We start from the raw sequence: 26,293 nt of genomic DNA on the forward strand, positions 1-26,293 counted from the left end.
TTGGTTAAAAAATGGTAACAATTAAGTGTAAAAAAAATGTAAAAGAAATTTATAGATTTATGCAAAAAGTTTGAAGTAGTAGATAAATGCAGTCCCTTTCCCGGGTTTGGAAACAACTTTAAGTCCAATATCTTCTTGTTGAACAATGTTTTGAACGATACAAAGGCCTATTCCAAAACCGCCTTTATCATGATCTTCACGGTAAAATCGTTCAAATATCTTTTGTGGATTCTCTATTCCGATACCGTAGTCTTTAATGGTTAAAACCGCTTGATCTCCAACTTTTTTCAGATAGATTTTTACGCAAGATCTCTCTTTTGAATATTTAATTGCATTTGACAATGTGTTGTCTACAATACGCTGTAGTTTTGTTCGGTTCATGTAGATAGTAATGTCTGTTTCGATTTTGGCAACAAGTGAGATTTTTCGAAGGTTTGCGATCTCTTGAAAATAGTCCACCCGCTCCTGTAAAAAAGAGCTAAAATCGATCTTTTCATTTTTATATTCGATTCTATCCTTTTTGATCAGATAATCCATATCGTTGTAGATATTGCTCAGAGTCTTCGCAGCAGATTTTATACGTGAAAGGTAACTGTTCTCACCAAATTTTCTCGTAAAAAGATCGATATTGACATTGATAATGGAAAGAGGTGTATTGATTTCATGCATTGAGTCCTTGATAAAATTATCAAGAGTTTGATTCACTTTTTCAAAGGGATAACTGAAATTTTTTAAGACGATATAGGAAAAAAGAAGCAAAATGAAAACAATGCCAAAACCGATCAAAAAGCTCGTTCTATAAATCTTCCATGGATCAAACTCCTTTGAAACTATCAGATATTTTGCCCCAAAATAAAGATTTTCCGGCAGTTCTACAATATAATATCGCTTTGTTCGTTGTTTATGATATCCTTCTGAAAAAGCGGTAGGAGTAAAATCTAAAAGAGAAAATACAGGATGAAAATTAACATCATACAATCCTGATTTGTACCCGGCAAAACGTGGATACTGAAAAATACCATCATTATTATATTCTTCCATTTTACCAACAATTTTAAGTGCAACCTCTTTTAAATCACGCTCATTTTTTGCTTCATTGATATTTAAAACAAGAGAGGTATAGACAAACAGTGGAACGAAAAGAAGAATACCGATGATGAGAGTATATAAAATAGCATATCGAAAGGCGTATTTCTTTGCATCAAGTATCAATTTTATATCCTAAACCATGCACATTTTTAATAATGTCTTTACCTATTTTCTTTCGAAGTTTCGTTATATGGACTCGGATATTGGCAGGATCCACGTATTCACCCCAAACTTCATCACAAAACTGCTCAATGCTTACAATATTGCCTCTTTGTTTGATCAGAAGTTCTAAAATCCTTTTTTCCTGTTTTGTTAGGGAAACAACTTCTCTATTTTGCCTCAGTTCGAATTTTTCCAAATCATACGTATAGTGATTTGGAAGTTCAACTATCTCTTTATTGACACCAAAACACTCTCTTTTGAGAACATTTTTCAGTCTTACCTCCAACTCTTTGAGATCAAATGGCTTTTTGATGTAATCACAACAACCGAGTTCAAACCCTTTGGACAGATCATCCACATGTGTTAAGGAGGTGATGAAAATTGCAGGCACTTCATTCCCAGACTCTCGAAGCTCTTTTAACAGTTCAAAACCATTGATTCCAGGCACTTTTACATCCAACAACAAAATGTCATAATTTGCACTGTATAAAGCATCGAGAAGTTCATCACCCCGTTCAAAACTCTCCACTTCAAACCCAAGATCGATTAAAAACTCTTCAATACTCATGCGAAGTGCATACTCATCTTCTAAAACCATGATTTTCACTTTATGACTCCTCGTTTTTTCGTTCTGCGATATTTTTCAACAATGATATTGATCAGTTCTTCTTTACTGTAATTTTTTAATATATCACGAATTTCTATTTCGAAATCTTTTTTTAGATTAGCATCCACATTTTTTCCAAGAAAGAGAGCCACGCTTCTATCATACACCGATCGAAACCTTCCTTCTGGATGCTCCCATATATCGATAATATCGCTAAATTCATCATTTTCGAAGGCAAGAAAAAATGAAAGAGAGTCTTTATACTTTTGAAATTTCTTTATCCCTTCCTTGTTAATGGCAATGAGAAAAATGCCTAGATTTTCACCAACGCTATTAAACATCGGATGATAAAAATAGAGATTCTCCCCATCATACATATATCCTCGTGACACGATCTTTTCCAGTTTTTTATGTGTCAAATTATTAGCAATCAATTTGTTATAGTTTCGATTGCTTATGACATATGCACCTATTACAGGATTGTCTCTCATAAGTGTTGCAACATCAAGATACTTCTCATGCATCAAGACAATAAGTTCTATTCCTAATTTCCTCATCTCCGTAGTCATCGGTTCGAACAGGGAGATAATCTCCATATATCCAATCGTTTTATAGCCCTTTTTAATAGGCGCAGTTGCTTTAATAGAAAGGAGTCTTCCCGTCTCAATAGCAACTTTGGGTTTATTGATCTTAAAACTGGAAAGATCTTTTCGAAACGCGTCTAGTGGCATGCCAACAAAATCTTTATCCCAATTTCTGGCAAAAATGGTAAGATCTTTTGCAATGACTTGAGCCCTCACCCCTTGTATATTGGTATACTGTTGTAAAGTTTGAAGGGATTGTGACAGAATCTCATACCCCTTTGCTTCATCGAGATCCAGTAAGGCTTCCTTCAAAGCTTCATTTTGAGAAAGAAGTATTGCTAACGTTAAAGCTTGGGATTTTTGCTTATTGAGGATTTTATCTAAGTAGCTCTTGATCGTATCTGCTATCTCTTCATGTAGGTTTTTTTCAACATTGAGAGAAAAAATATAAAAAAAGATAGAAGAAGCAATAAGAAGTATTGTGATAGAAGCTATAAGCCATTTTTTAAATTTGAAAATCGTTCCTTCCTTTTATACTAACCGCCAAAGGCGGCTAGATATTAATATCGATATCGTATGTAGAGTCGAAGATCTTGTGCTTTATCAACAGCATTTACTGGATATCCTAGCATTTGGAGGCCTCTTATGTCATTCATCGTCATAGGCATTCCGCCCTCTCCAAAAAACGCTTGAGAACCAGCATATTTATAATCAATATAAGTATATCGAAGTTGTGCAGTTAATGTTCTTCCTATCAACTCTTTGTTAAACCAAATCTCATATGCATCGCCTCGAGCAGCAAGTTTACTTCCAGCAAGCGTATCTTCTGCATAGGTAAAGCTTCTCCAGTATTTACTTCCGTGATTATATTCCAATCCCATTCGTGAGCCATCAATCATAGGTACTGGAAAATTTGCACCTATATAAATTGATGTTCCAGATTTATTATCAGTTGATCCAAGCATTGCATTAGAGACATTTGTTGTCACACCGTTATATGGACCACCTGTAAATGACGCAGAATGTGTACCACCAGGAAGTGTTTTGCTCCATGCAAAACTAACAAATGCGTTTGTATCATCTAGAAAATCATTGATACCATCACCTATTCCTTGCGCCAAAAGACTTACTGCAGCACCATACATATCACCACCTTGTACAAGTCCCATGCTGGTAAAGTTTGGCATATAAGTATTTAAAGTAGAATCCCAAACATAGTTATTCGCAAAATATCCTGGTAGATTAAATGCTTTAAAAGCTGTGGTATGAACGGAATATTGTCCATCATCGTATGGTACAAAAATAAATCCTGCCAAATCTGTATTACTCCATCCATTCACTCTTGTATATGAAGCATCTGGCAATGTACCAGTAGCATATCTCGTATTGGCATTTGTCATTCCTCGGCCCATGCAAAGTTTAAAGTACATACCAGGAACACCTGTTACATTTTCGAGATTAAACTTGAAACTTGCTCCATCAAATTCAGTATTGATAATATGTCCAAGTGGTGATTTTGGATTTTGATCTTCTCTATAGCTTGCCAATAGTCCATCCGTAGCCGGTCTTCGACCAAAACTTGCCGTCCATGGAATATCAGCACCTAGGAAACTGTCGCCAAAGTAAAGCCAATACGCTTCTTTTAGTCTCAATTCTCCACTTGGGTTTGGAGTCTCATTTACAATCCAATCAAAGTAATTGAATCCTTGCTGAGGTGCTGGTAATTGACCGTACATTTTGTAATAACTAATAAGACCTTTGAACACTAAATTACTTGTTGGAGCAAATGCCATACCTAACCAAAGCCTGTTCGTAAAAATGCCATTCCAGCTGCTTGTACCTGATGCGTATTTATATCCAATAACATCATATGCAGTACGGAAATCAACGTTCCATTTGATATTGTCACCAGCATCATGTGCTTTGATTTCACGTATCTGTTTTTTCAATGCTTTAAGATTGATTTTTGCTTGCGCTTGTTTCAATTCATTGATCTGCTGTTTGAGTTGCTCAAGTTCAGCTCTTAGATCATCGTTATTTGCACTACCACTTGCAAAACTCATAGTAGCCATCGCAGCAACAGCAGACAGGGCAATCCACTTTTTCATTCTTTTCTCCTTATATAGTATGAGTAAGACAAAATACATTATAGTGGATTAGAATTTAAAGATTACTTAAGTTTTGCGAAGACAAAATAATAGTGATTATAAAATATTCTTATTATTAGTCTGGTCATTAAATTGTATCATGGAAAGATTAATGATTTGTTAATTATATGATATGAATAGAGTTAATAAAAAAATTATATTTGTATAATGATTTTACTTGATTAGGAATTTTACAATTGAAAATGATAGTTACATTGGAGATAATATGAAGAGAAATAATCTCTGCCTGGCGCCGACCTACTTTTCCACACCCGAGGGGTGCAGTATCATCAGCGATGCGGAGCTTAGCTTCCAGGTTCGGAATGGATCTGGGCGTTTCCTCCGCTCCATAGGCACCAGGACAAGAGAAGAGAGGCTTTTGGGGTTAAAAGACTCTATTCTCTTGTCTCTTGACAAGTTTTGTTTGAAAGATCACTCATTGTTCGCAGCAAAAGAGTGGTAGCTCAGTAAGGCGGCGGTGCATATAAAACGTGTAAGCCAAACGGACTATTAGTACTGGTCAGCTAAACGCATTGCTGCGCTTACACACCCAGCCTATCAAGGTGGTAGTCTTCCACCGTCCTTCAGGGAAGGCTCATCTTGGAGTCGGCTTCCCGCTTAGATGCCTTCAGCGGTTATCCGTTCCGTGCATAGCTACCCAGCGGTGCCCTTGGCAGGACAACTGGTACACCAGTGGCACGTCCAACCCGGTCCTCTCGTACTAGGGTCAGCTCTCCTCAGCCTTCCTACGCCCACGGAAGATAGGGACCGAACTGTCTCACGACGTTCTGAACCCAGCTCGCGTACCGCTTTAAATGGCGAACAGCCATACCCTTGGGACCTGCTCCAGCCCCAGGATGCGATGAGCCGACATCGAGGTGCCAAACCTCCCCGTCGATGTGAGCTCTTGGGGGAGATCAGCCTGTTATCCCCGGGGTACCTTTTATCCTTTGAGCGATGGCCCTTCCACTCAGAACCACCGGATCACTAAGACCGACTTTCGTCTCTGCTCGAGTTGTCTCTCTCGCAGTCAGGCTGGCTTATGCCTTTATACTCTCCAAGCGATTTCCAACCGCTTTGAGCCAACCTTTGTAAGCCTCCGTTACTCTTTAGGAGGCGACCGCCCCAGTCAAACTACCCGCCAGGCATTGTCCTCCGTGTGGATAACACACGCGAGTTAGCCACCAGAATGAGGAAGGGTGGTATCTCAAGGACGGCTCCACCCGAGCTGGCGCCCGGGCTTCTCAGCCTCCCACCTATCCTGCACATCCCCATCCCGATGGCAGTACCAAGCTGTAGTAAAGGTCCACGGGGTCTTTCCGTCTTTCCGCGGGTAGGAGGAATTTTCACCTCCACTACAATTTCACCGGATCCCTGGTCGAGACAGCCCCCATCTCGTTACGCCATTCATGCAGGTCGGTATTTAACCGACAAGGAATTTCGCTACCTTAGGACCGTTATAGTTACGGCCGCCGTTTACCGGGGCTTCGGTTCATGGCTTCGCCCTAAAGGGCTAACCAATCCCCTTAACCTTCCGGCACCGGGCAGGCGTCACACCATATACATCCTCTTACGAGTTAGCATAGTGCTGTGTTTTTGATAAACAGTCGGATGGAGCGCTTCGCTGCGACCCGCCTCGGCTCCAGCCGCAAGGGCCTTCACCTACTACGGGCACACCTTATACCGAAGATACGGTGCCAGTTTGCAGAGTTCCTTGACCAGGGTTCTTCCGCGCGCCTTAGAATACTCATCCCGCCCACCTGTGTCGGTTTACGGTACGGGCTACTTACTACTCAAACGGCTTAGAAGCTTTTCTCGGCTCGACGGCATCACCGGTTCCCCCGCCGCCCCGAAGGGCTTTGGGGGCCTGTCAGGTCTCGGCCTATCGCTGGGCGGATTTGCCTACCCAGCAGCCTACACCCTTCGAGCCACTATTCCATCAGTGACCCCGGCTAGCCCTAAGCGTCCCTCCTTCGCCTTGTAGTAAGTAGGTATCGGAATATTAACCGATTTCCCATCGCCTACCCCTCTCGGACTCGGCTTAGGACCCGACTAACCCTACGTTGACGAGCATCGCGTAGGAAACCTTGGGCTTTCGGCGAAGTGGATTCTCACCACTTTTATCGCTACTCATGCCTGCATGCTCACTTCCAGCCGCTCCACTGCTCCTCACCGGTACAGCTTCACCGCTGACTGGAACGCTCTGCTACCGCGCATACACCAGTATGCACCTGCGACTTCGGTGTGTGACTTAGCCCCGTTATATTTTCCGCGCAGGGCCGCTAGACCAGTGAGCTGTTACGCTTTCTTTAAAGGATGGCTGCTTCTAAGCCAACCTCCTGGTTGTCTAAGCAGCCCCACATCGTTTTCCACTTAGTCACAACTTTGGGACCTTAGTCGGCAGTCTGGGTTGTTCCCCTCTCGACATAGGATTTTATCACCCTACGCCTGACTCCCAGGATTCCACACTAGGTATTCGGAGTTTGACAGGGTTTGGTACCCCTGTGTGGGGCCCTAGCCCTATCAGTGCTCTACCCCCTAGTGCTACGTCCTGAGGCTATACCTAAATATATTTCGCAGAGAACCAGCTATCACCGAGTTTGTTTGGCCTTTCACCCCTATCCACAGCTCATCCAAGGAGTTTTCAACCTCCACTGGTTCGGCCCTCCATGGGGTCTTACCCCCACTTCAGCCTGGCCATGGATAGATCACCCGGCTTCGGGTCTGCAGCCAGTGACTATTTCGCCCTGTTCAGACTCGCTTTCGCTACGGCTTCGCGTTCGCTTAACCTCGCCACTGACCACAACTCGCAGGCTCATTATGCAAAAGGCAGTCCGTCACCCTGTTCCGAAGAACATAGGGCTCCGAATGATTGTAGGCATACGGTTTCAGGTTCTATTTCACTCCCCTCACTGGGGTTCTTTTCACCTTTCCCTCACGGTACTTGTGCACTATCGGTGTGATGGTAGTATTTAGCCTTGGAGGGTGGTCCCCCCGTCTTCAGTCAGGATAACACGTGTCCCGACCTACTCGCAAGGTCTCTGCCTAGTCCCACCTACACTATTTCGCTTACGGGACTGTCACCCTCTATGGTGTGCCTTTCCAGACACTTCAGCTATAATGTAGGCTACACAGAGACGGGCTACTCCCCGTTCGCTCGCCGCTACTAGGAGAATCTCGGTTGATTTCTTTTCCTCTGGGTACTGAGATGTTTCACTTCCCCAGGTTCGCCCCTGACAAAGTCAGGTGACTGGTGTCTCCACCAGCCGGGTTGCCCCATTCGGAAATCCCCGGATCAACGCTTCTTGGCAGCTCCCCGAGGCTTTTCGCAGCCTAGCACGTCCTTCATCGCCTCCATCACCCTAGGCATCCACCGTACGCCCTTTGTAGCTTACACCTACTTCTAAAGCGCACCGCCGCCTTACTCAACTACCTTTGTCAAGTAAAACAGCTTGCCTATTGTATTTACCTCTTTTACTACGAACAATGAGTTGTCAAATATCTCTTAGACCATAAAGTCTAAAATAAACCCTAAATACCTTTAGAGCTTATTTTAAACTTCATCCAAACCTGGTGGAGTCTACCGGGATCGAACCGGTGACCTCCTGCGTGCAAGGCAGGCGCTCTCCCAGCTGAGCTAAGACCCCATCCACTAAACTGGTGGGCCTGAGAGGACTTGAACCTCTGACCTCACCCTTATCAGGGGTGCGCTCTAACCACCTGAGCTACAGGCCCATTATTAAAGCTCGCCCCTGATAAGGGCTCCTTAGCTCTTCTCCTCCACCTTCTCTTTCAAAGAACACCCGATCTCTCACAACTAGACAGAAATGAAGAGTCCCCTCAAGCCAATGAGTGTGAGTCTCATCGGCTTCCATCCAAAGAATTGAATCTTTGGATCATCACTCTAGAAAGGAGGTGATCCAACCGCAGGTTCTCCTACGGTTACCTTGTTACGACTTCACCCCAGTCGCTGAGCCCACCGTCGACGAGGGTCCTCCCTTACGGGTCGGTCCCCCGGCTTCGGGTGAGCTCAACTCCCATGGTGTGACGGGCGGTGAGTACAAGACCCGGGAACGTATTCACCGCGGCATGGCTGATCCGCGATTACTAGCGATTCCGACTTCATGCAGTCGAGTTGCAGACTGCAATCCGAACTGGGACGCGCTTTAGAGATTTGCTCCACCTCGCGGTATCGCCTCTCTCTGTACGCGCCATTGTAGCACGTGTGTCGCCCTGGGCATAAGGGCCATGATGACTTGACGTCATCCTCACCTTCCTCCCGGTTACCCGGGCAGTCTCCTTAGAGTGCCCACCCTAAGTGCTGGCAACTAAGGACGAGGGTTGCGCTCGTTGCGGGACTTAACCCAACATCTCACGACACGAGCTGACGACAGCCGTGCAGCACCTGTCACCGAGCTCCTCCAAAAGGAGGCACCCCTCCATCTCTGGAGGGTTCTCGGGATGTCAAGCCCAGGTAAGGTTCTTCGCGTATCTTCGAATTAAACCACATGCTCCACCGCTTGTGCGGGTCCCCGTCTATTCCTTTGAGTTTTAGCCTTGCGGCCGTACTCCCCAGGCGGGATGCTTAATGCGTTAGCTGCATCACTGCAGTGACTAGCACCACAACGACTAGCATCCATCGTTTAGGGCGTGGACTACCAGGGTATCTAATCCTGTTTGCTCCCCACGCTTTCGCGCCTCAGCGTCAGTACCGTTCCAGCAGATCGCCTTCGCAATGGGTATTCCTGGTGATCTCTACGGATTTTACCCCTACACCACCAATTCCATCTGCCTCTCCCGGACTCTAGCCTAGCAGTTTTGGACGCAGTTCCACGGTTGAGCCGTGGGCTTTCACATCCAACTTACTAAGCCGCCTACGCGCCCTTTACGCCCAGTGATTCCGAGTAACGCTTGCACCCTCCGTATTACCGCGGCTGCTGGCACGGAGTTAGCCGGTGCTTATTCGCAGGGTACCGTCATTATCTTCCCCTGCAAAAGGAGTTTACACCCCGAAGGGCGTCATCCTCCACGCGGCGTTGCTGCGTCAGGGTTGCCCCCATTGCGCAATATTCCCCACTGCTGCCTCCCGTAGGAGTCTGGACCGTGTCTCAGTTCCAGTGTGGCTGATCATCCTCTCAGACCAGCTACCCGTCATAGCCTTGGTAGGCCGTTACCCCACCAACTAGCTGATAGGCCGCAGCCCCATCCCATAGCGCTACATAACGCTTTCCACAACCTGACTTGTGCCAGGAAGGAGTATAGGGTATTAGCAGCCCTTTCGGGCTGTTATCCCCCGCTATGGGGCAGGTTAGCTACGTGTTACTCACCCGTGCGCCGCTTAGCTGACACTCAATTCACCCCGAAGGGATCATTGAGCCGTTCTCGCTCGACTTGCATGTGTTAGGCACGCCGCCAGCGTTCACTCTGAGCCAGGATCAAACTCTCCATAAAAATACTTTTATGAAGTTTTAAAATCCTACTTTAAAACTCAAAGGACTCTTCATTCTGTCTAGTTGTCAAAGATCAAATTCCCTAAAGAACTCTCTCGCCCATCTTCCACTCAAGATGAGCCATTTGAATTCTTTCTCTTTAGCTCCCCGCGTTTCGAGGACTGAAATTATGCCAAAATCTTTCAGGCTTGTCAAGAGCCTCTCCAAACCCCCTCAGCCTCTCGTGAACTACTCGTCCACTCTCCCCTGTTTGAGGCCGAAATTATATGAAGTTTCTCTCCTGTTGTCAAGGGTGATGGCGGCTAATGTATTGCAGATATCAAAACTTTTTATGTATACTAACCGTGATAAATCATTAAGGAGGGGAGATGGATCATTTCAATAAGAATGTTCACTCTGTAACGAAAGTTGCAAACGAAGTACGAACTTCCGCTGCTAGCAATGAACAATCAAAGCAACTCGATATCGCTACCTTTATCAAAAAGACCTACCAGCTCTTTGCTGCTAGCTTAATGGCTGCGGCAACAGGTGCGTACATCGGTATGCAGATGGCACCCTCTATTGCCACATGGTACTGGGGGCTTGTCATATTAGAGTTCATCATGCTCTTTGGTGTCTATTTGACAAAGTCAAAACCGGGCTTAAATCTTTTCATGCTTTTTGGTTTCACATTTATGACAGGACTTACCTTGACACCTTTGCTCAGCGCTGTGTTAGCACTTCCGGCTGGAGCAAATATCTTAACAAACGCTCTTTTATTGACAGGCGTTGCTTTTGGAGGGCTGAGCCTTTTTGCTATCAATACAAAAAAAGACTTCACAACTATGGGCAAGTTTCTTTTTATAGCTTTAATTATTATGATTGTTGCAGGTCTTATCAATATTTTTCTCGGCAGTCCTTTATTACAAACACTTCTTGCTGCAGCAGGAGCAATCATCTTTAGTATTTTCATACTGTTTGACACACAAAATATCATCCGGGGAAATTTTGCCACTCCAGTAGAAGCAGCAATCGCTCTCTATCTTGATGTATTGAACCTTTTTATTTCTCTCTTACAAATCCTCGGAATTTTTGGCAGCGATGAATAATAACGCTTTAGAGCCGAAACTTTTTCGGCTCATTGATGCAAATCTCAATAGACTCAAAGAGGGTATACGTGTTGTGGAAGATATCCAAAGGTATATATTTGAGAATAAAAATATCGCTTCACAACTCAAAAATCTTCGCCATCAAGCCACTTATGATGATGAAAGACTTTTACAATATAGAGATATCAAGGGAGATGTTTTAAAAGAATCTATACCCAGTGAAGAACAAAGAAGTAATATTCAAGCTCTGCTGCAAGCAAATATAAAAAGAGCTCAAGAAGCCGCAAGAGTTCTAGAAGAGTGCTTTAAATTAATTAATACAAAACAATCACAAATATACAAAACGATACGTTATGAACTCTATGATATAGAAAAGAAACTTTAATCTTCAAAAAAGACTTCAGTAGTTTGGTTAATATCAAAAGTGGTTTCAGAAGTTTTGTTGGTCTCCAGCTCCTTTACTTCTACTCTCCATTTTCCCGGTACTCTTCCCGGTAAAAATCGATAATCATAGACAGAACCATAATATGGCGGAACCTTGAATATTCGAACTCTATCATCTTTACCATTTGGCGAAATCCAATGAAATCGAACAGTTAGACCTTTGGCATTGTCCGATCTGTTGATCATATAGGCACAGGTAATTCGTTCTCCCTCTTGGTCACATATCACTTTGGCCCATACCATCAAAGGAATCAGCAGCACAATCAATCGACCCATAAAAACACCACTTCAAATTCAAGATAAGAATAAGGATACTCTCGAAAAAGTCTTTTTAACTCACCTACAGAAGCCATTTTTTTTCCTGCACTTACTCCACTTCTTTTAATATAGGTAAACATCGCTTTAGGCGAAGGAAAAAAGAGTCTATACGCCCTTTTCTCATAGTTTAGCATAAAAAAGTTTCGTGCTTGTTGCAAAATCTCATCTTCAGTATATATAGGTGATTCGATTCCGAGCATAGAATGAATCGTTTTGAAGGTATTACTTGTAAAAAGTGCTAAAGAGAGAGGTATTTGCAACTGACTCAGCCTATAAAAAAGAGTTGGCAGATCTTTGCTCCATTGCAGCGAAGAGGAAGCAAATAGTTGATCAATACCTAATTGTCTGATCTTTTCAAAACACGCTTCCGTATCAAAGTCACAAACAATTTTTTCTACCCTTTTTTCCGGATGCAAAGCCAACATACTAGATGAAAGATCGCATGCATACAACTTTTCAAATTCCCAAAAAATAGACCTGTACACCTCTCCACTTCCAGCACCCAAATCAGCTATTTTCTTTCCTTGATATTTAGAGTTTTTAACGAGATGTCGAGCCACTTTTGACTGGATAATCTTATATTGCTGATACTGTGAAGCAAAACGGTTGAACTCTTTGATATGGTGCAAAAATCTTTACCTTATTTTTAAACTTTTTGGGTATAATTGGGCTAAAAATAGAAAAGGAAACTTGATGATAAAAGTTCTTTTTATCCTTCAAATCGTTCTTGCCATCATTCTAACCATTGTTATTTTACTACAAAAAAGTTCTTCCATTGGTCTGGGAGCATACAGTGGAAGCAATGAATCTGTCTTTGGTGCAAAGGGACCACAGGGATTTTTGGCACGACTGACTTTCTTTTTGGCAACCGTTTTTGTCTTCAATACCATTTTGCTTGGATATCTGTACAATAAAAATTATACAAAATCAGTGGTAGATACAATCAAAGTACAAAAAACGGCACCTGTGCCTACCATACCAGCTCCTGTCACTAAGTCACAATCGAATGTTCCAGAGGCTCCTGCGGCGAAGTAGCGCCGCGCTTTTACTTGCTTGTTCATTCCTTTTTGCAGATGCTCATATTTTCGTTTACCACCGTTTCGGCGATCCAAGGTATCCTTCCACAAACACATCACTTGCAGAGCTTGAAGCACAATTTACCTATTTTAAACAGCACCATTACACCGTTGTTTCTCTTTCAACGCTGGTACAAGCGCTTCAAAATGGAAAAGAGATACCTTCAAATTGGGTGATACTGACAATCGATGACGGATTTAAAAGTTTTTTAAATGCACTCCCTCTTTTTCGTAAGTTCCACTATCCTTTTACCCTCTTTTTGGCAACTAAACCGATAGAAAACCGTTATCCAGACTATTTGAGTTGGAACGATCTCAAAAAAATAGCTCAATATGGGCAAATCGCTTTTCACTCCCATGCGCACCCTTATCTTGTGGATTTAAGTGACCAAGAGATTCAAAACGATACAAAAATGGGATTGGAGCTTTTTGCAAAAAGGCTTGGATATACTCCAAAATATTATGCCTACCCTTATGGCGAATATGATGAGAGGGTAAAAAAGGTAATCAAATTCTTTGGATTTACAGCCATTTGCAACCAAAACATAGGCGCTATTTCAAAAACAAGCAGTATATTTGATCTTGACAGAATCGCACTTGTCGGCAAAGTCTCTCTCCCTCAAATGCTTCGATTCAACCATTTGGATGCTGTATGGATTGAACCAAAAAGCTATCCAAAAAATGGGATTTTAGAAAGAGTACATGTTCAAATAGATCCGATATATAAACACGCTTTTGTTTATGTGACAGGATATGGTTGGAGAAAAGTTGCCGTAACAAATGGCATTATTAATCAAAAACTGCACCTTCGGGTATCAAAAAAACGTATTAGAGTGATAATAAAGGTAAAAAATAGTAAAATTAGTACAAAAATTTTGGTGAGGAGCCGATATGGAACTGAATGAGATCTATGAATATGCACGGGATCATATGCAAAAGAGTTTGGATGTTTTGAAAAAGGATTTCAATACTCTTCGAACCGGTCGAGTAACGACAGCTGTCGTAGAAAACATCAAAGTGGATTATTATGGAGCACCAACTCCACTAAATCAAGCGGCTAGCGTGGTTGCAGCTGACGCAACAACGATCGTTATATCTCCATGGGACAAATCACTGCTTGGAGAAATAGAAAGAGCTATTCAAGAAGCAAATATCGGTGTCAATCCAAACAATGACGGCGATCAGATCAAGCTCTTTTTCCCTCCGATGACAGTGGAGCAAAGAGAAGCGGAAGCGAAAAAAGCAAAACAGTTTGGTGAAAAAGCAAAAATCGCCATCCGAAATGTCCGACGCGATGCAAATGACAAGATCAAAAAACTCTTTAAAGATAAGGCGATCACAGAAGATGAAGAGAAACGAGGACTCGAAGAGGTCCAAAAAATTACCGATGAGTTTATCAAAAAAGTGGACGATTTAGTCAAACAAAAAGAGCAAGAGATTATGAAGGTGTAGCTAAGACCAGCCATAAGCTGAGTAAGCAAACTGCTTTGCTTGCCCTCTTTTTGATCAAAATCTATTGTAACAGTTGAAGGATTGCAATGTTGGATATAGAAAAGATATATAAAGAGAGCGGTGCTTTGCTAGAAGGACACTTCTTGCTCTCTTCTGGTAAACACAGCCCAAACTATTTGCAAAGCGCAAAAGTTTTAGAAGATCCAAAAAAGGCTGAACTTCTTGCAAAAGAACTTGCAAAACAGATTCAAGCAGCAGGGATTGAAGTTGATACTGTCTGCTCTCCTGCCATAGGCGGTCTTTTGGCCGGATATGAACTGGCTCGAGCTCTTGGAGTCCGTTTTATCTTTACCGAAAGAAAAGACGGAAAAATGACACTTCGAAGGGGTTTTGAAGTAGAACCAGGCGAAAAAGTACTTATCTGTGAAGATATCATAACCACGGGTGGCAGTGCTATGGAAGCGGCAAAAGAGATGGAAAAACGAGGAGCCGAAGTTGTCGCATTCGCAGCCTTGGCAAATAGAGGAATATGTAAACGAGTTGGAAGTGATGCTCCATCAAGATCAGAATGCAAACTCCCATCCAATAAACCTCTCTTTGCCCTTGCAGATTTCACATTCCCAATTTATGAATCTCAAGAGTGCCCAATGTGCGCAGAGGGTAGCAAACCGATCAAACCTGGTAGTCGAGGCAATTGAGACCGATATGAGATGGAGAAATGTCAAACAGGGGAAAATCGACAAATCACAAACCGAAACAAAACAAAAAAATTATATCCCTGCGCCTATCTCAGATCGCCTCAAAGCCTTTTTAACTGATACTTTTATGATCACTATGCCTATTATGTATATTGTTATTTACCTTATTATGGGTAGTCGTGAAGGTTTTCGAGAGCATATGGCGACAGGATGGCTCTACATCATCATCCCCCATTATCTCATCGTAACGCTCCTTTGGACTATTAAGGGTGAAACACCTGGGATGCGAGCATACGATATGAAAATCATCAGATGGAACAGTTTAGAAAATCCAAACTTTTTCCAATCCACCATCCGCTACATTGCCATGCCTTTTTCTATATTATCTATAGTTGGGGTAGTAATCGCATTTTTTAGAAAGGACAAAGCGACATTTCATGATCTCATCTCTTTAACCAGAATGATCCATGCTCCCGAAAAATAGGCTCTTTCTCCTTGTATCTGCGTTTTATTTTTGGTTTTTTGCCATTATTGGCGTATATGTCATCTATATGCCAAAAGTTTTGGAGCTCAAAGGATACTCCTCATACGAAATTGGGATAGTCTTTGCCATGAGTCCATTAATGCGGTTTTTGACACCTTTTTTATTTTTAAAAAAATTTCGTCTTGATCAAAAAATATTCGCTTTGTCACTTGTTTTGGCACTCCTTGCTGGGATACTTTTTTTCATTACCATCGATCATTTTCTTCTTTTTTTGATTCCAAACATCTTTATAGGCATCGCTTTTGCCTTGATGCTACCTTTTGTCGAGACTATCGCTCTTGCAAAAATCGGAAAAGAGAAATATGGCAGAAGCAGGCTTTTTGGCTCCATTGGCTTCATTGTAGTCGCACTCATTTTAGCAAAATTCATGCATCAGCCAGATATTGCCTTGAAACTACTCTTTGTTACGATTCTCATGACAGTATCGGTCTCCTTGTTCTTTTTACAAGAAAAATCGATGAGAAAAATGAGTGAAGGCTCCATTGATTTTTTCAAACACTGGCCTTTGTGGGCCAATCTCTTTTTCATGCAGGTGAGTTTCGGGCCATTTTATAACTTTTTTACGATTTATGAAAGCGAACAGGGGCTAGACTATTCAACAATCAGTTATCTTTGGACGTTCGGCGTTTTAGCAGAGATTGTCATGCTCTTTTTTCAAGCTCCTCTTATGCAAAAAAATCTTTTATCGTTACTGAAACTCTCCTCCTTTGTAACTGCGTTTCGATGGTTGCTTCTCTTTCTTTTTCCTACCAATTTACCAGTTCTATACTTTTCCCAATCCTTGCATGCATTCAGTTTTGCCCTCTATTACTCTGCAGCAATAAGCTATCTTTTTCATATCTACAACAATAAAACACTTGCACAGCAGTTTTTTGGAGGAATCAGTTTTGGTCTTGGAGGTATGGTAGGAAGCTTTCTAGCAGGTCTTTTGTATGGACGATATCTATTCTTATATGCAGCTTGCATCGCTTTTTTATCATTTTTGGTTATAATTTTAGAAAGGCCACAAAAGGACTGATATGCTCAAAACTATTAAATCAAAATTTACTACTATGCTTATTGTCTCGTTGGTCCTTATTTTGCTAAGTTTTTCTCTCTATCTTTTAAACAATACAAAGTCCCTTTTTACACAGCAAGGTGTCAAAAATATCGAAACACTCTCCCAAACAGTATTTATAGCTTTACGTACAAGTATGAATCTAGGTTCAAAAGAGGCAATTGAATCAACGGTACACTCATTGAAAAAGATAAAAGGAATATCTCATATCGAAATCTATCGTTCTCAAAAAATCGATGAAATGTTCGGCCAGATTGAAAAACATAATCGTAACAATCCCATCGTTCAAAAAGTTTTTCGAACCAAAAAGAAGAAGATTCTCGCCCGAAAGAGTAAAATCGACTATTACAAACCTTTGATTGCAAATAGTAGCTGCGTAACCTGCCATACAAATGCCAAGGCAGGTGACGTCCTAGGCGTCATTGAGATAGGGCTTGATCAAAAAGATCTTGATGAAAAAATAGACAGCCTTACAAAAATCGTCTTTACTGCCATTATCATTGCTATTATTTTGTTGATCGGAATTTTTTCCTACTTTTTTCACAAAAATGTCTTCAAACCACTTGCTGTTATGGCTGCCAGGGCTAAAGATATTGCCACAGGATCGGGAGATCTTACAAAAAGACTCAACTTCAAAAAAGAGGATGAGATCGCTCAGGTAGGCAAATGGATCGACAAATTTATCGAAAAAATCCAACAAATCATTCGAAGTATCCAAGAAAAAGCTCATATCAACTTCACCATCGCCGATCAATTGAAAAAAGAGTCATCAAAAGTTCATGCTACCCTCCTGAACAATATTGAGCTCGTAAATCAAAGTGTAGAAGAGGGAGATAGAGTACAAAAGGATCTCCAAGAGAGTCTGCAAAGCATTAAGAAATCCCAAGAATATGTTGAAGAGGCAAAGAACAGGATCGATGCCGTTCAAGAATCGATATCCAATCTTCTCCAAGAGGTCAACAGGCAATCCAAAAACGGTCTTGAAATAGCGAATCGTCTCGAAAGACTCTCACAAAGAGCCATTGAAGTGCGTAATGTCCTTGATCTGATCGAAGATATTGCAACAAAAACCAATCTTTTAGCACTCAATGCTGCAATTGAGGCAGCAAGAAGCGGTGAACACGGCAAAGGATTTGCCGTTGTAGCAGATGAGGTACGCAATCTTGCAGAACAGTCTCAGCGAAGTCTTGCAGAGTCCTATCAAATTATCGAAGAAATTGTGAAAGATATCGTGGAAACGAGTAAACTTATGGCCCAAAATGCCAAAGAATTGCAAGCTATTAACAATCAAGTCCACAAAAATGAAGAGGATATATCACAGATCCACTCCTTTATGGATCAAGTCAACCAGATTAGCAATGCCTCTTATGAACAATCGAAAAATTTGGCACAATCAGTAGAAAATATACTCCATAAAATCAATCAAATCAAAGAGAGCTCAAGCAAGAGTTTGCAGAGTGTAGATTCCATCATTAAAATGATCAATGAACTAGAGGGGATAGCTGAAGAACTGGAAAAAGTTCTCCAGCAATTTAAAGTCTAAATCATGCTTTAATAGCGTAATAACACCGTTTTGGAGACTCGATTTTCCCTTCGCTTTTTAGTTTTTTAATCACTTTATCTACCTCTTTTTTATCTACACCCAAAGCTTCTGCTATTTCACCGCTTTTTAACGGTTTATCGGAATTTTTTAAAAGTTCTAAAACTTTTTCTTCCATAATGCCTCCTTTATAGGGTTTCTACCAATGTATCCAAAGATAATCTATGTTTCGGTGGTTGAGGTTTGAGTCTGTATCCAAAGGTCAAAATTAGGGCAACCTCTTCTTTTTGAGGATCAAGACCCAAATAATTTTCTACTTTTGCTTTTTCAAATCCTTCGATCGGACAGCTGTCTATCTTTCGAAAAGCAGCTCCTGTCATCATATTTGCCGCTGCTATATAGCACTGTTTTTGCACCCAGCAACTTATATCCTGCTCAGCCAAAAAACTTTTGTAACGTTCTATATAAGCTTTTGTCCTCGCTTCATCCAATCCCCTTCTTGCAAACATGGCCTGGATATATGTATCATCTTGCACTACCGCTTTATTGGCTTTAATAACAACAAGATGACTACATGTGGTAATTTGCTTTTGATTCCAGCAAAGAGGCTGAAGTGCCTCTTTTTTCTTTTCATCTTCAATAACCAAAAATCGCCACGGCTCCATCCCAAAAGAGCTTGGACTCAAACGCCCACACTCTAAAATGAACTCAAAATCTTCCTTTGAAATCTTCCTGGTATGATCAAATATCTTACATGCATGGCGAAATTCCATCGCTTCCAAAAAAGGATCATGCATGATAAATCCTCTCTTTTATAGAAAGTACATAATCTCCCAAATCTTCATATTGATTTCTTGCTTCAGGCAATATATCTTCATGGTCTATTATATTCGTATGAATCGTCGTATCCACTTTTTCCATCAATTCCAAAAGTGTCTTCACATCTTCCTTGGAGATATCACAAAATGATGCAAAATCATTCCCTTCAAAAAACCGGATTCTGTTTGCTTTGGCAGTATACTCTTCTAAAAACCATTTGGCTCCTTCACAATGAAAAGAAGCCTCTTTTAAAAACTGCATCAAAGCACTTATTTTCTCTATTTCCTCTTGCTTGTTTTGCGTATACGCCATGGCTGAATCATATATGAGCTGTGCTTTTTTAAGATTTTGTGACACCGCTTTTTGTTTCAAAAGTAGATACACAACATATCCTATTAAGATAGAAATAGTGGCACTCACAGCGATACCTAAAGCTGGTGCGGCATGAGACGAACCAATGATCAGTGAACTATAAAAGCTGTACGCCTCTTCAAAAAAAGTTCTTCCCAATAGATCGGGACTGAGATTGAGCCCTTTCAATACAGCACCACCCAATCCAAATCCGATAAAAATAACGATGGATATTATAATGCCCCATAGAACTGCACCTGCATTACCTTTTTTTGGCTCCACAATCGTATATTCACTCTCAAACTCAAAATCAGGAAGCTGTGGTTTTTGAGGCTCACTTTTTTCAAAAGATCTTTTTGGAATATTCTCTATAGATTCAATAGCCTTTTTTGCTCGCTCCAATACTCCAACTTCCAGCTCTTGCAATAATAGTTCAAATTTTTCTTTGGCCAATCGATACGATTCAACGGTTTCATTAAAATTTTGCTGAATCTCTTGGGCAACCTCTTTTGACTTTTGGATCAACTCTTTGATTTTGGTACTTTTACTCATAGCTCATCCTTTCTATTTCTTCTGTTTCGCCATCCTTTTTCGGACATGGGGATCAAGATAGCGTTTACGAAGCCGAATCGATTTTGGCGTCACTTCCACAAGCTCATCCTCTTCTATCCATTCCAGTGCCCGCTCCAATGTCATCTTTCGTGGAGGAGTCAGTTTAATAGCATCATCGCTTCCGGAAGCTCTGACGTTGGTCAGGTTTTTCCCCTTGATGGGGTTGACTTCCAAGTCATTCGGACGAGAATGCTCTCCTATAATCATCCCGACATAGACTTCCGTTCCGGGTTCAATGAAAAGCACTCCCCTTTCTTGCAGGTTGAACAGCGCATAAGCGAGAGCTTTTCCACTCTCCATAGAGATCAGTGCACCATTTTTTCGGTGTTCCACCTCTCCCACAAATGGTCGGAAATCCAAAAAGGAGTGGTTCATAACACCTTCTCCTTTCGTATCGGTCAAAAATTCGCTTCGAAAGCCGATAAGCCCACGGGCCGGTATCTCAAATTCGATTCTCACATACCCTTCATCCATTGGTGTCATAGAACTCATTACCGCTTTTCTCCGCCCAAGTTTATCGATCACCGTTCCGCTGAAATCTTCCGGAACATCCACGACAAGATACTCGAACGGTTCGAGTCGTATGCCGTTTTCCTCTTTTATAATCACTTCGGGTCTTGAGATATTGAACTCATACCCCTCTCGTCGCATATTTTCGGCCAAAATCGTGATTTGCAACTCACCTCGGCCGCTCACTTTAAATCGTCCTTCCCCAACCTCTTGGACCTTCATCGCGATATTTGTCTCAGTCTCTTTAAAAAGGCGATCTTTAAGCTTGTTGGATGTCACATGTTTTCCCTCAAGCCCTGCCAAAGGTGAATCATTGACACTAAAATAGACACTGAGTGTCGGCTCTTCGATATGAAGAGGATCGAGTGGCATAGGATTTGCCGGATCCACAAGACTATCACCTACATCAATTCCCTCAAACCCGGCAATCGCTACGATATCGCCAGCTTCAGCCTCGTCAATCTCCATTCGATTAAGGCCCAAAAAGCCAATAAGTTTGGAGATTCGTCCCTTTTGCTCTTCTCCATCGGCTTTGACAAGAAGCAGTTCATCTCCCCGCTTCACTTGACCATTAAAAATCCTCGCAATGCCGATGCGTCCCACATAATTGTCATAATCGAGTGTAAAGACTTGAATCTGTGTCGGATTTTCAGGACTTCCGCTTGGAGAAGGTACATGCTCGATGATCGCTTCAAAAAGTGGAGTTAAATCTTTGTTTTCATCATCCAAATTCCATTTGGCGTATCCGTCTCTTGCCGCTGCATAAAGGATTGGAAAATCGAGCTGCTCTTCGTTGGCATCCATCGCCACAAAAAGATCAAATATCTCATCAACGACACGCTCCGGCTCAGCTGCAGGTTTATCGATTTTATTGATTACCACGATAGGTTTCAGCCCCAAACTGATCGCTTTTTTCACAACAAACTTTGTTTGGGGCATAACACCCTCTTGTGCATCCACTAAAAGAAGTACCCCATCTACCATCTTCAAAACCCGCTCTACCTCGCCACCAAAGTCGGCGTGTCCGGGAGTATCGATGATATTGATTTTAAAATCGCCATAACGAATAGCCGTATTTTTTGAAAGAATCGTAATACCACGCTCTCGCTCCAAATCGTTACTGTCCATAGCCCGTTCAGCCAACTCTTTGTGCGCTTCGATGGTACCAGATTGTTTTAAAAGTTCATCAACTAGTGTTGTTTTTCCATGATCAACGTGTGCTATCACCGCAATATTTCGAATTTTTTGCATCCATTTCCTCTTTTTAACCTAAAATTTATCTTATTTTACTACCCTTTTGCAAAAGGAGAGATTAAATGATCAACTACTTGATTTTTGATATGGATGGAACGCTGATTGACAGCTCTGCAATCATCTCAAATTCCATCAACTATGTGCGAAGCAAACTAGGCCTTCCGCCAATGGATAAAAGAGTCATTTTAGAAGCGGTCAACGATACTACCATTCATCGGCCAAAATTTTTTTACGGAGTAGAAGAATACAAGAAAGAACATGTGGAGTGGTTTCGGGAATACTATGCAAAAAATCATCACAAAGAGACAGTTTTGTATACCGGAATAAAAGAGCTATTAGAAGAGATACGACCATTTTTTCACTTCTCCCTTGCGACAAATGCATATAGGGAGAGTGCAGAGCTTATTCTTAAAAATCTTGGGATTTATGACTATTTTGAGATCATCGTCTGTGGTGATGAGGTCGCTCATCCAAAACCGGCTCCAGATATGATAGAAAAAATTATCGATTTTTTTAGATGCAAAAAAGATGAAATTTTGCTTATAGGCGATGGAAAAACGGATGAAGAGGCAGCACGAGCTGCTGGAATAGAGTTTGTAAAAGTGAACTGGGGATGGAGCCAATACGAGGATGCAATCAAAAGCGTGGATGAATTGAGGAAAATTCTTTTATCCCTTAAAGCCTAATGCCATAAATCTCATGATACAGACTCATGGCATACCGATCGCTCATCCCCGCTATAAAATCGGCTACGACTCTGTAGACCTTATCTTTTTTTGCCCGTTCATAAAACTCATCCGGCATCAACCTCGGCTCCTCCACCAAAGCCTGAAAAAGTCCTTCGATACACTTTTTGCCTGCATACATTTTCCGCAATATTTGCGAATGCCTGTAGAGCTTTTCAAACAAAATCTTTTTAAGCTTTTTGATCTGTGTGGCTATGGAAGAAGGATAGCATATTGGAAGGGGCTCACTTGCTGGGATCGTTGCACATAATACCGCATCACTTCTTGGAATATGCTTTTGGGATTCATTGATCAAAGAGACAACCATCTTGGCAATAAGCAGTGAAGTAAAGCGATATCGAAACAGTTTCTCTTCTTTTTTATACCCTTCTTTCTGTGCTTCCTCCATCACCTCCTGGACAAGTTCGTTTTCCTCAATCGTATCAAAATCGATCAATCCATACTTGATTCCATCATCGATATCAGCACTGATATAAGCAATTTCATCTGCTTTGTCCACAATCATCGCCTCTAAACTTGGATGGTAATCGAGTTTGAATACCTCATCATACCAACTGCTTAAAAAATGCTTTTTGTATGGATAGGAGTGCTTTAAAATTCCCTCAAGAGTAGCAAAAGTAAGATTGAGTCCATCAAAATCTTTGTATCGCTTTTCAAGTTTCGTAACTACTCGAAATGATTGAAAATTGTGTTCAAATCCGTTTGAACTAAACGATTTTTTGATCAAAAGATCCAGTGCATCCCCACCTACATGCCCAAAAGGGGTATGACCAAGATCGTGAGCTAGAGCGATGGATTCTGCAAGAGGTTCGCTAAGACCAAGTTCTCGCGCAATCGTTCTAGAAATCTGAGCTACCTCCAAAGAGTGGGTAAGACGAGTCCGGAAATAGTCCCCCACATAGTTGATAAAGACTTGTGTTTTATATTCAAGCCTGCGAAAAGAGGAGGAGTGAATGATTCGATCGCGATCTCTATAAAAAGAGTCTCGAAAATCGTTGATGCTTGGATAGAAGCGATCACTGCACTTCATTGCGAAGCTTTTTGAGTTTTCTAAAGACATTTGCAAAATCTATCTCCACCGCACATATTCCTTCCAATTTCGCCTTCTCATTCAAAAAATCGCCAACTTTTTTATATTTTCCATCTTCAAGTCGGTAGATTTTCGCTTTGTAATCTTTTGGATAAACAAGGATATAATACTTCACTCCCTCCTCAGCATAGATGGCGAATTTTACATCCTCATCTCTTGTAGCGCTTGATGGACTGACCACTTCTGCTATGATTAAGGGGGCTTTTTGGATGAAATCGGTAAGTTCTCCACATACCACACTGATATCTGGACGCACTACGTTTTTCTCATCTATTTTCCAATCCTCTTCTACCAAAACATAACACTCATCACACTCTTCCAAAGATTTTTCCAACTCATGTGCAATACGAGAAAGCAACATCTGATGATCACTCACCGGACTTGGAGCCATTGCAACTGGCACACCATCAATAAGTTCCCATTCTCCTTCCCACTGCTTATAATCCTCATAGGTATATTCCGGAATATAGCGGACTGTCATAGGAATCCTTTGTGGTATAATCTATAACCATTATAGCAAAAGGATGGCTATGCAAGTGACGCTTCTTCATCACTCCCCTTTGCCTGTGGCAGCTCATGCCATTAGAACCTGCTGGCAAAGTTTTGACAAAAGCGATGGAGGAGGTCCAAAAGACCAGGAGCTGATCGACAGAGTCGGAAACAAGTATAAACACGCTTCCACATTGGAACATCTGGTCTACACCTTTTACATACAAGGGATAAGTCGTGCTTTACTGCAGGAACTTGCCCGTCACCGTATGGCGAGTCTTTCAGTAAAATCGACCCGTTACACACTCAAAGAACTTAAAAATGCAGAGCCTTTCGATGAAAAAGATTTCGAGGGGGCCAGTAAATATATCGTTTTAACCGGTAATGAGCTAGTGGATACGATGAGCATCAAAGCTCTTAACAATCTGCAAAAAGTTTTGAAAGAAGGGATTTCGAACGACATAGCAAAATACTGCTTGCCAGAGTGCTACAAAACAGAACTGACATGGACAATCAATGCCAGAAGTCTTCAAAACTTTTTGAACCTTCGAAGCAGTAAATCGGCCCTTTGGGAGATCAGAAATCTTGCAAAAGCAATTTTCGAAGCCTTGCCAAACGATCATAAATATCTTTTTGAGGAGTGTATGCATACCCAATGAATAAAAGAATCATTGCAAACCTCTTATGCCTTTGCATACCTCTTTTTCTCACAGGCTGTGCGCAAAAAGTTCACGTTCGAGAACTCTCGGTTCCTGTAAAAAATCCAGATATACGATATCTTGATATCAAACCTTTTGCCAATGATCGATTTGGGTTTCGAGCCAAACTCAAAAAGGATCTTTTACAGACATACATTAACGGAAAACCATTTTTTCATATTGGCCCATATCCTACAAAACTGCTTGGATCGATTCACACAACACAAAAACTCATAAAAAATGAGACAAGAACAAAAAATCTCTGCCTTGCTTATAAAACAAAAAACAATAAACAAGTATGCATCGCCTCAGAAAATATTCCTTATGAGTGCTCTTTTATTCGATTGACCGCGTATGTACATATCGTTCTTCTAAGTTCTACACAAACACTGTTTGATAGAGATTTTTCTGAGTATGAAACCAAAAAGATTTGCAATGAACCAAAACTGATTTTAGATACACAAAAAGTGATTCAAACCATTCATCCAAACAAAGAAACCGTATTGATAAAAAATTATAAAGTCTCCTATCCAAAAAACCGTATTGATCCCTATCCAATCTATGCTAAGCTGCTTCAAAGAATCGAGAAAAGAGTATATTATGCTATAGCACCACATTTTGTCTCCAAGAGTATCGAGCTTCCAACGACAATCAATGGAAAAAAGTGTGATTCTATGGAAAAAGTGGCTGATCTTGCTGATGAGGGTAAATACACCCAAGCATTGCAACTGTTACAACAACTAAAGAAAAAGTATCCCAACAGTTATGAAATATACTTTGCTCAAGGAGCAATTTTCGAAGCCCTTGGCGACAAACAAAAAGCTTTGCAAAAATATCAATACGCTTGTCGTATCAATCCAAATCCTGCATGCCAATCTCGTATCGAATCCATCAAGAATGAGTTTTGGCTCAGCCACATCATCTCTTCAAACGAAGACGCTGAGCGTGAGTGATAGCGATCGCCATCGCATCTGTGATATCAAGTGGCTTGATCTCTTTTTTGATTCCCAAAAGCTTTTTTACCATAAAAGCCACCTGCTCCTTCGATGCTTTCGCTTTTCCAGTCAGGGCTTTTTTGACCTGTAAGGGAGTATATTCGCTAAAATTACCGTGCAGTTGAATAATTCGAAGAGCTAAAGCTCCTCGAAATTGGGCCAGTTTCAAAACAGTTTGAGGGTTGTAGGCATAAAAGATATCTTCCATCGCTACTTCATCAACACTATGAGAAGAAAAGACCATATCAAGCCCTTCTATCATCTGGGAAAGCTGATATTGAAATTCTGATGGCTTTATTTTCACAAGTCCTGCCTCAATAAGCTTCATATGTGAATTATTCAATTCAATAATTGCATACCCTAAATTCCGACTTCCAGGATCGATACCAAGTATTTTCACATATCCTCCATACATAAGCAAAAAATGTGAAAATTTCAAAAAGCCCGATTTTACGGTACTTTAAGAATATTTT

The 26,293-nt window shown here is 41.4% G+C and carries 25 protein-coding genes, 2 tRNA genes and 3 rRNA genes; 12 read left to right on the top strand and 18 right to left on the bottom strand.

The genetic code is table 11. The features are described from left to right. Nucleotides 1-57 precede the first annotated feature (57 nt). The 9 genes from JG735_RS09410 to JG735_RS09450 form a co-directional block, all read right to left on the bottom strand. A complete protein-coding gene (locus JG735_RS09410) occupies nt 58-1,212 on the bottom strand; it encodes a HAMP domain-containing sensor histidine kinase (protein WP_201334813.1) in 1,155 nt (384 codons plus the stop codon). Continuing rightward, nucleotides 1,202-1,849 (bottom strand): response regulator transcription factor, encoded by a 648-nt coding sequence (locus JG735_RS09415; RefSeq protein WP_236584431.1) that lies wholly within the window; start codon nt 1,847-1,849, stop codon nt 1,202-1,204. The genes JG735_RS09410 and JG735_RS09415 overlap by 11 nt, the downstream gene beginning before the upstream one ends. Nucleotides 1,850-1,854: 5 nt before the next feature. Further along, on the bottom strand, nt 1,855-2,961 hold the full coding sequence (locus tag JG735_RS09420) for a cache domain-containing protein (RefSeq protein ID WP_201335746.1): 1,107 nt from the start codon (nt 2,959-2,961) through the stop codon (nt 1,855-1,857). A gap of 41 nt (nt 2,962-3,002) precedes the next feature. Further along, complete coding sequence (locus tag JG735_RS09425) at nt 3,003-4,550, bottom strand: DUF3373 family protein (protein WP_201334815.1); 1,548 nt, start codon at nt 4,548-4,550, stop codon at nt 3,003-3,005. A 284-nt stretch (nt 4,551-4,834) separates the two neighbouring features. Then, nucleotides 4,835-4,950 (bottom strand): 5S ribosomal RNA (rrf, locus tag JG735_RS09430). A 128-nt stretch (nt 4,951-5,078) separates the two neighbouring features. Continuing rightward, a 23S ribosomal RNA gene (locus JG735_RS09435) occupies nt 5,079-7,986 on the bottom strand. A gap of 174 nt (nt 7,987-8,160) precedes the next feature. Beyond that, nucleotides 8,161-8,236, bottom strand: a tRNA-Ala gene (locus JG735_RS09440). Between the two features lie 11 nt (nt 8,237-8,247). Beyond that, a tRNA-Ile gene (locus JG735_RS09445) sits at nt 8,248-8,324 on the bottom strand. 173 nt (nt 8,325-8,497) lie between these two features. Continuing rightward, nucleotides 8,498-10,040: ribosomal RNA gene (locus JG735_RS09450) — 16S ribosomal RNA — on the bottom strand. The 16S, 23S and 5S rRNA genes sit together here with 2 tRNA genes alongside, the layout of an rRNA operon. Nucleotides 10,041-10,407: 367 nt before the next feature. On the opposite strand from JG735_RS09450, the gene JG735_RS09455 reads away from it, so the two are divergent. Together JG735_RS09455 and JG735_RS09460 are read left to right on the top strand one after the other, a co-directional pair. Beyond that, entirely contained in the window at nt 10,408-11,127 is a 720-nt protein-coding gene (locus JG735_RS09455; RefSeq protein ID WP_201334816.1) for a Bax inhibitor-1/YccA family protein, read from the top strand. Next, on the top strand, nt 11,120-11,512 hold the full coding sequence (locus tag JG735_RS09460; protein WP_201334817.1) for a thiamine-phosphate pyrophosphorylase: 393 nt from the start codon (nt 11,120-11,122) through the stop codon (nt 11,510-11,512). Before JG735_RS09455 ends, JG735_RS09460 begins: the two co-directional genes overlap by 8 nt. On the opposite strand, the gene JG735_RS09465 is transcribed toward JG735_RS09460, so the two are convergent. After that, entirely contained in the window at nt 11,509-11,847 is a 339-nt protein-coding gene (locus tag JG735_RS09465; RefSeq protein WP_201334818.1) for a hypothetical protein, read from the bottom strand. The genes JG735_RS09460 and JG735_RS09465 overlap by 4 nt on opposite strands. After that, a complete protein-coding gene (locus JG735_RS09470) occupies nt 11,835-12,518 on the bottom strand; it encodes a hypothetical protein (protein WP_201334819.1) in 684 nt (227 codons plus the stop codon). The genes JG735_RS09465 and JG735_RS09470 overlap by 13 nt, the downstream gene beginning before the upstream one ends. A 64-nt stretch (nt 12,519-12,582) precedes the next feature. Between JG735_RS09470 and secG the strand changes: the two genes are divergently transcribed. The 7 genes from secG (at nt 12,583) to JG735_RS09820 (ending at nt 18,259) form a co-directional block, all read left to right on the top strand. After that, nucleotides 12,583-12,924, top strand: coding sequence for a preprotein translocase subunit SecG (gene secG, locus JG735_RS09475; RefSeq protein WP_201334820.1), 342 nt, complete (start codon nt 12,583-12,585; stop codon nt 12,922-12,924). Continuing rightward, nucleotides 12,896-13,870: a polysaccharide deacetylase family protein gene (locus tag JG735_RS09480; protein WP_201334821.1), complete on the top strand. Its 975-nt coding sequence runs from the start codon at nt 12,896-12,898 to the stop codon at nt 13,868-13,870. The genes secG and JG735_RS09480 overlap by 29 nt, the downstream gene beginning before the upstream one ends. After that, nucleotides 13,857-14,417 carry a ribosome recycling factor gene (gene frr / locus JG735_RS09485; RefSeq protein WP_012083210.1) on the top strand — a complete coding sequence of 187 codons (561 nt, stop codon included), beginning with the start codon at nt 13,857-13,859 and terminating at the stop codon, nt 14,415-14,417. Before JG735_RS09480 ends, frr begins: the two co-directional genes overlap by 14 nt. An 89-nt stretch (nt 14,418-14,506) precedes the next feature. Next, the gene (gene pyrE / locus JG735_RS09490; protein WP_201335747.1) at nt 14,507-15,115 is read left to right on the top strand and encodes an orotate phosphoribosyltransferase; all 609 of its coding nucleotides are present in this window, start codon (nt 14,507-14,509) and stop codon (nt 15,113-15,115) included. Between the two features lie 7 nt (nt 15,116-15,122). Beyond that, the gene (locus JG735_RS09495) at nt 15,123-15,599 is read left to right on the top strand and encodes an RDD family protein (protein ID WP_201334822.1); all 477 of its coding nucleotides are present in this window, start codon (nt 15,123-15,125) and stop codon (nt 15,597-15,599) included. After that, nucleotides 15,583-16,677, top strand: a complete 1,095-nt coding sequence (locus tag JG735_RS09500; protein ID WP_201334823.1) for an MFS transporter — start codon at nt 15,583-15,585, stop codon at nt 16,675-16,677. Before JG735_RS09495 ends, JG735_RS09500 begins: the two co-directional genes overlap by 17 nt. 1 nt (nt 16,678) lies before the next feature. Beyond that, nucleotides 16,679-18,259, top strand: coding sequence for a methyl-accepting chemotaxis protein (locus JG735_RS09820; RefSeq protein ID WP_236584027.1), 1,581 nt, complete (start codon nt 16,679-16,681; stop codon nt 18,257-18,259). Between the two features lies 1 nt (nt 18,260). Here the strand turns inward: JG735_RS09820 and JG735_RS09510 are convergent, their stop codons facing one another. Genes JG735_RS09510 through typA form a run of 4 tightly spaced genes read right to left on the bottom strand, consistent with a single transcriptional unit; the run spans nt 18,261 to nt 21,799 of the window. Then, nucleotides 18,261-18,434 carry a helix-turn-helix domain-containing protein gene (locus tag JG735_RS09510; protein WP_201334824.1) on the bottom strand — a complete coding sequence of 58 codons (174 nt, stop codon included), beginning with the start codon at nt 18,432-18,434 and terminating at the stop codon, nt 18,261-18,263. A gap of 10 nt (nt 18,435-18,444) precedes the next feature. After that, nucleotides 18,445-19,053 (bottom strand): NAD(P)H-dependent oxidoreductase, encoded by a 609-nt coding sequence (locus tag JG735_RS09515; protein ID WP_201334825.1) that lies wholly within the window; start codon nt 19,051-19,053, stop codon nt 18,445-18,447. Next, the gene (locus JG735_RS09520; RefSeq protein WP_201334826.1) at nt 19,046-19,978 is read right to left on the bottom strand and encodes a hypothetical protein; all 933 of its coding nucleotides are present in this window, start codon (nt 19,976-19,978) and stop codon (nt 19,046-19,048) included. Before JG735_RS09520 ends, JG735_RS09515 begins: the two co-directional genes overlap by 8 nt. 12 nt (nt 19,979-19,990) lie before the next feature. After that, nucleotides 19,991-21,799 (bottom strand): translational GTPase TypA, encoded by a 1,809-nt coding sequence (gene typA, locus JG735_RS09525; protein ID WP_201334827.1) that lies wholly within the window; start codon nt 21,797-21,799, stop codon nt 19,991-19,993. 65 nt (nt 21,800-21,864) lie between these two features. Here typA and JG735_RS09530 point away from each other — a divergent pair, with 65 nt between their 5' ends. Beyond that, the gene (locus tag JG735_RS09530) at nt 21,865-22,488 is read left to right on the top strand and encodes an HAD family hydrolase (RefSeq protein ID WP_201334828.1); all 624 of its coding nucleotides are present in this window, start codon (nt 21,865-21,867) and stop codon (nt 22,486-22,488) included. On the opposite strand, the gene JG735_RS09535 is transcribed toward JG735_RS09530, so the two are convergent. After that, nucleotides 22,478-23,578 carry a deoxyguanosinetriphosphate triphosphohydrolase gene (locus JG735_RS09535; RefSeq protein ID WP_201334829.1) on the bottom strand — a complete coding sequence of 367 codons (1,101 nt, stop codon included), beginning with the start codon at nt 23,576-23,578 and terminating at the stop codon, nt 22,478-22,480. The two genes, JG735_RS09530 and JG735_RS09535, sit on opposite strands and share 11 nt — an antisense overlap. Beyond that, nucleotides 23,565-24,119 (bottom strand): Uma2 family endonuclease, encoded by a 555-nt coding sequence (locus tag JG735_RS09540; RefSeq protein WP_201334830.1) that lies wholly within the window; start codon nt 24,117-24,119, stop codon nt 23,565-23,567. Before JG735_RS09540 ends, JG735_RS09535 begins: the two co-directional genes overlap by 14 nt. A gap of 49 nt (nt 24,120-24,168) precedes the next feature. Between JG735_RS09540 and thyX the strand changes: the two genes are divergently transcribed. Both thyX and JG735_RS09550 read left to right on the top strand, forming a co-directional pair. Then, nucleotides 24,169-24,786: an FAD-dependent thymidylate synthase gene (gene thyX / locus JG735_RS09545; RefSeq protein WP_041354085.1), complete on the top strand. Its 618-nt coding sequence runs from the start codon at nt 24,169-24,171 to the stop codon at nt 24,784-24,786. Then, complete coding sequence (locus JG735_RS09550; protein WP_201334831.1) at nt 24,783-25,778, top strand: tetratricopeptide repeat protein; 996 nt, start codon at nt 24,783-24,785, stop codon at nt 25,776-25,778. The genes thyX and JG735_RS09550 overlap by 4 nt, the downstream gene beginning before the upstream one ends. Here the strand turns inward: JG735_RS09550 and ruvC are convergent. Continuing rightward, complete coding sequence (gene ruvC / locus JG735_RS09555) at nt 25,744-26,220, bottom strand: crossover junction endodeoxyribonuclease RuvC (protein ID WP_201334832.1); 477 nt, start codon at nt 26,218-26,220, stop codon at nt 25,744-25,746. The two genes, JG735_RS09550 and ruvC, sit on opposite strands and share 35 nt — an antisense overlap. Nucleotides 26,221-26,293: the final 73 nt, after the last annotated feature.

The sequence above is a fragment of the Nitratiruptor sp. YY08-10 genome, assembly GCF_016629565.1.
Lineage (GTDB): Bacteria > Campylobacterota > Campylobacteria > Campylobacterales > Nitratiruptoraceae > Nitratiruptor.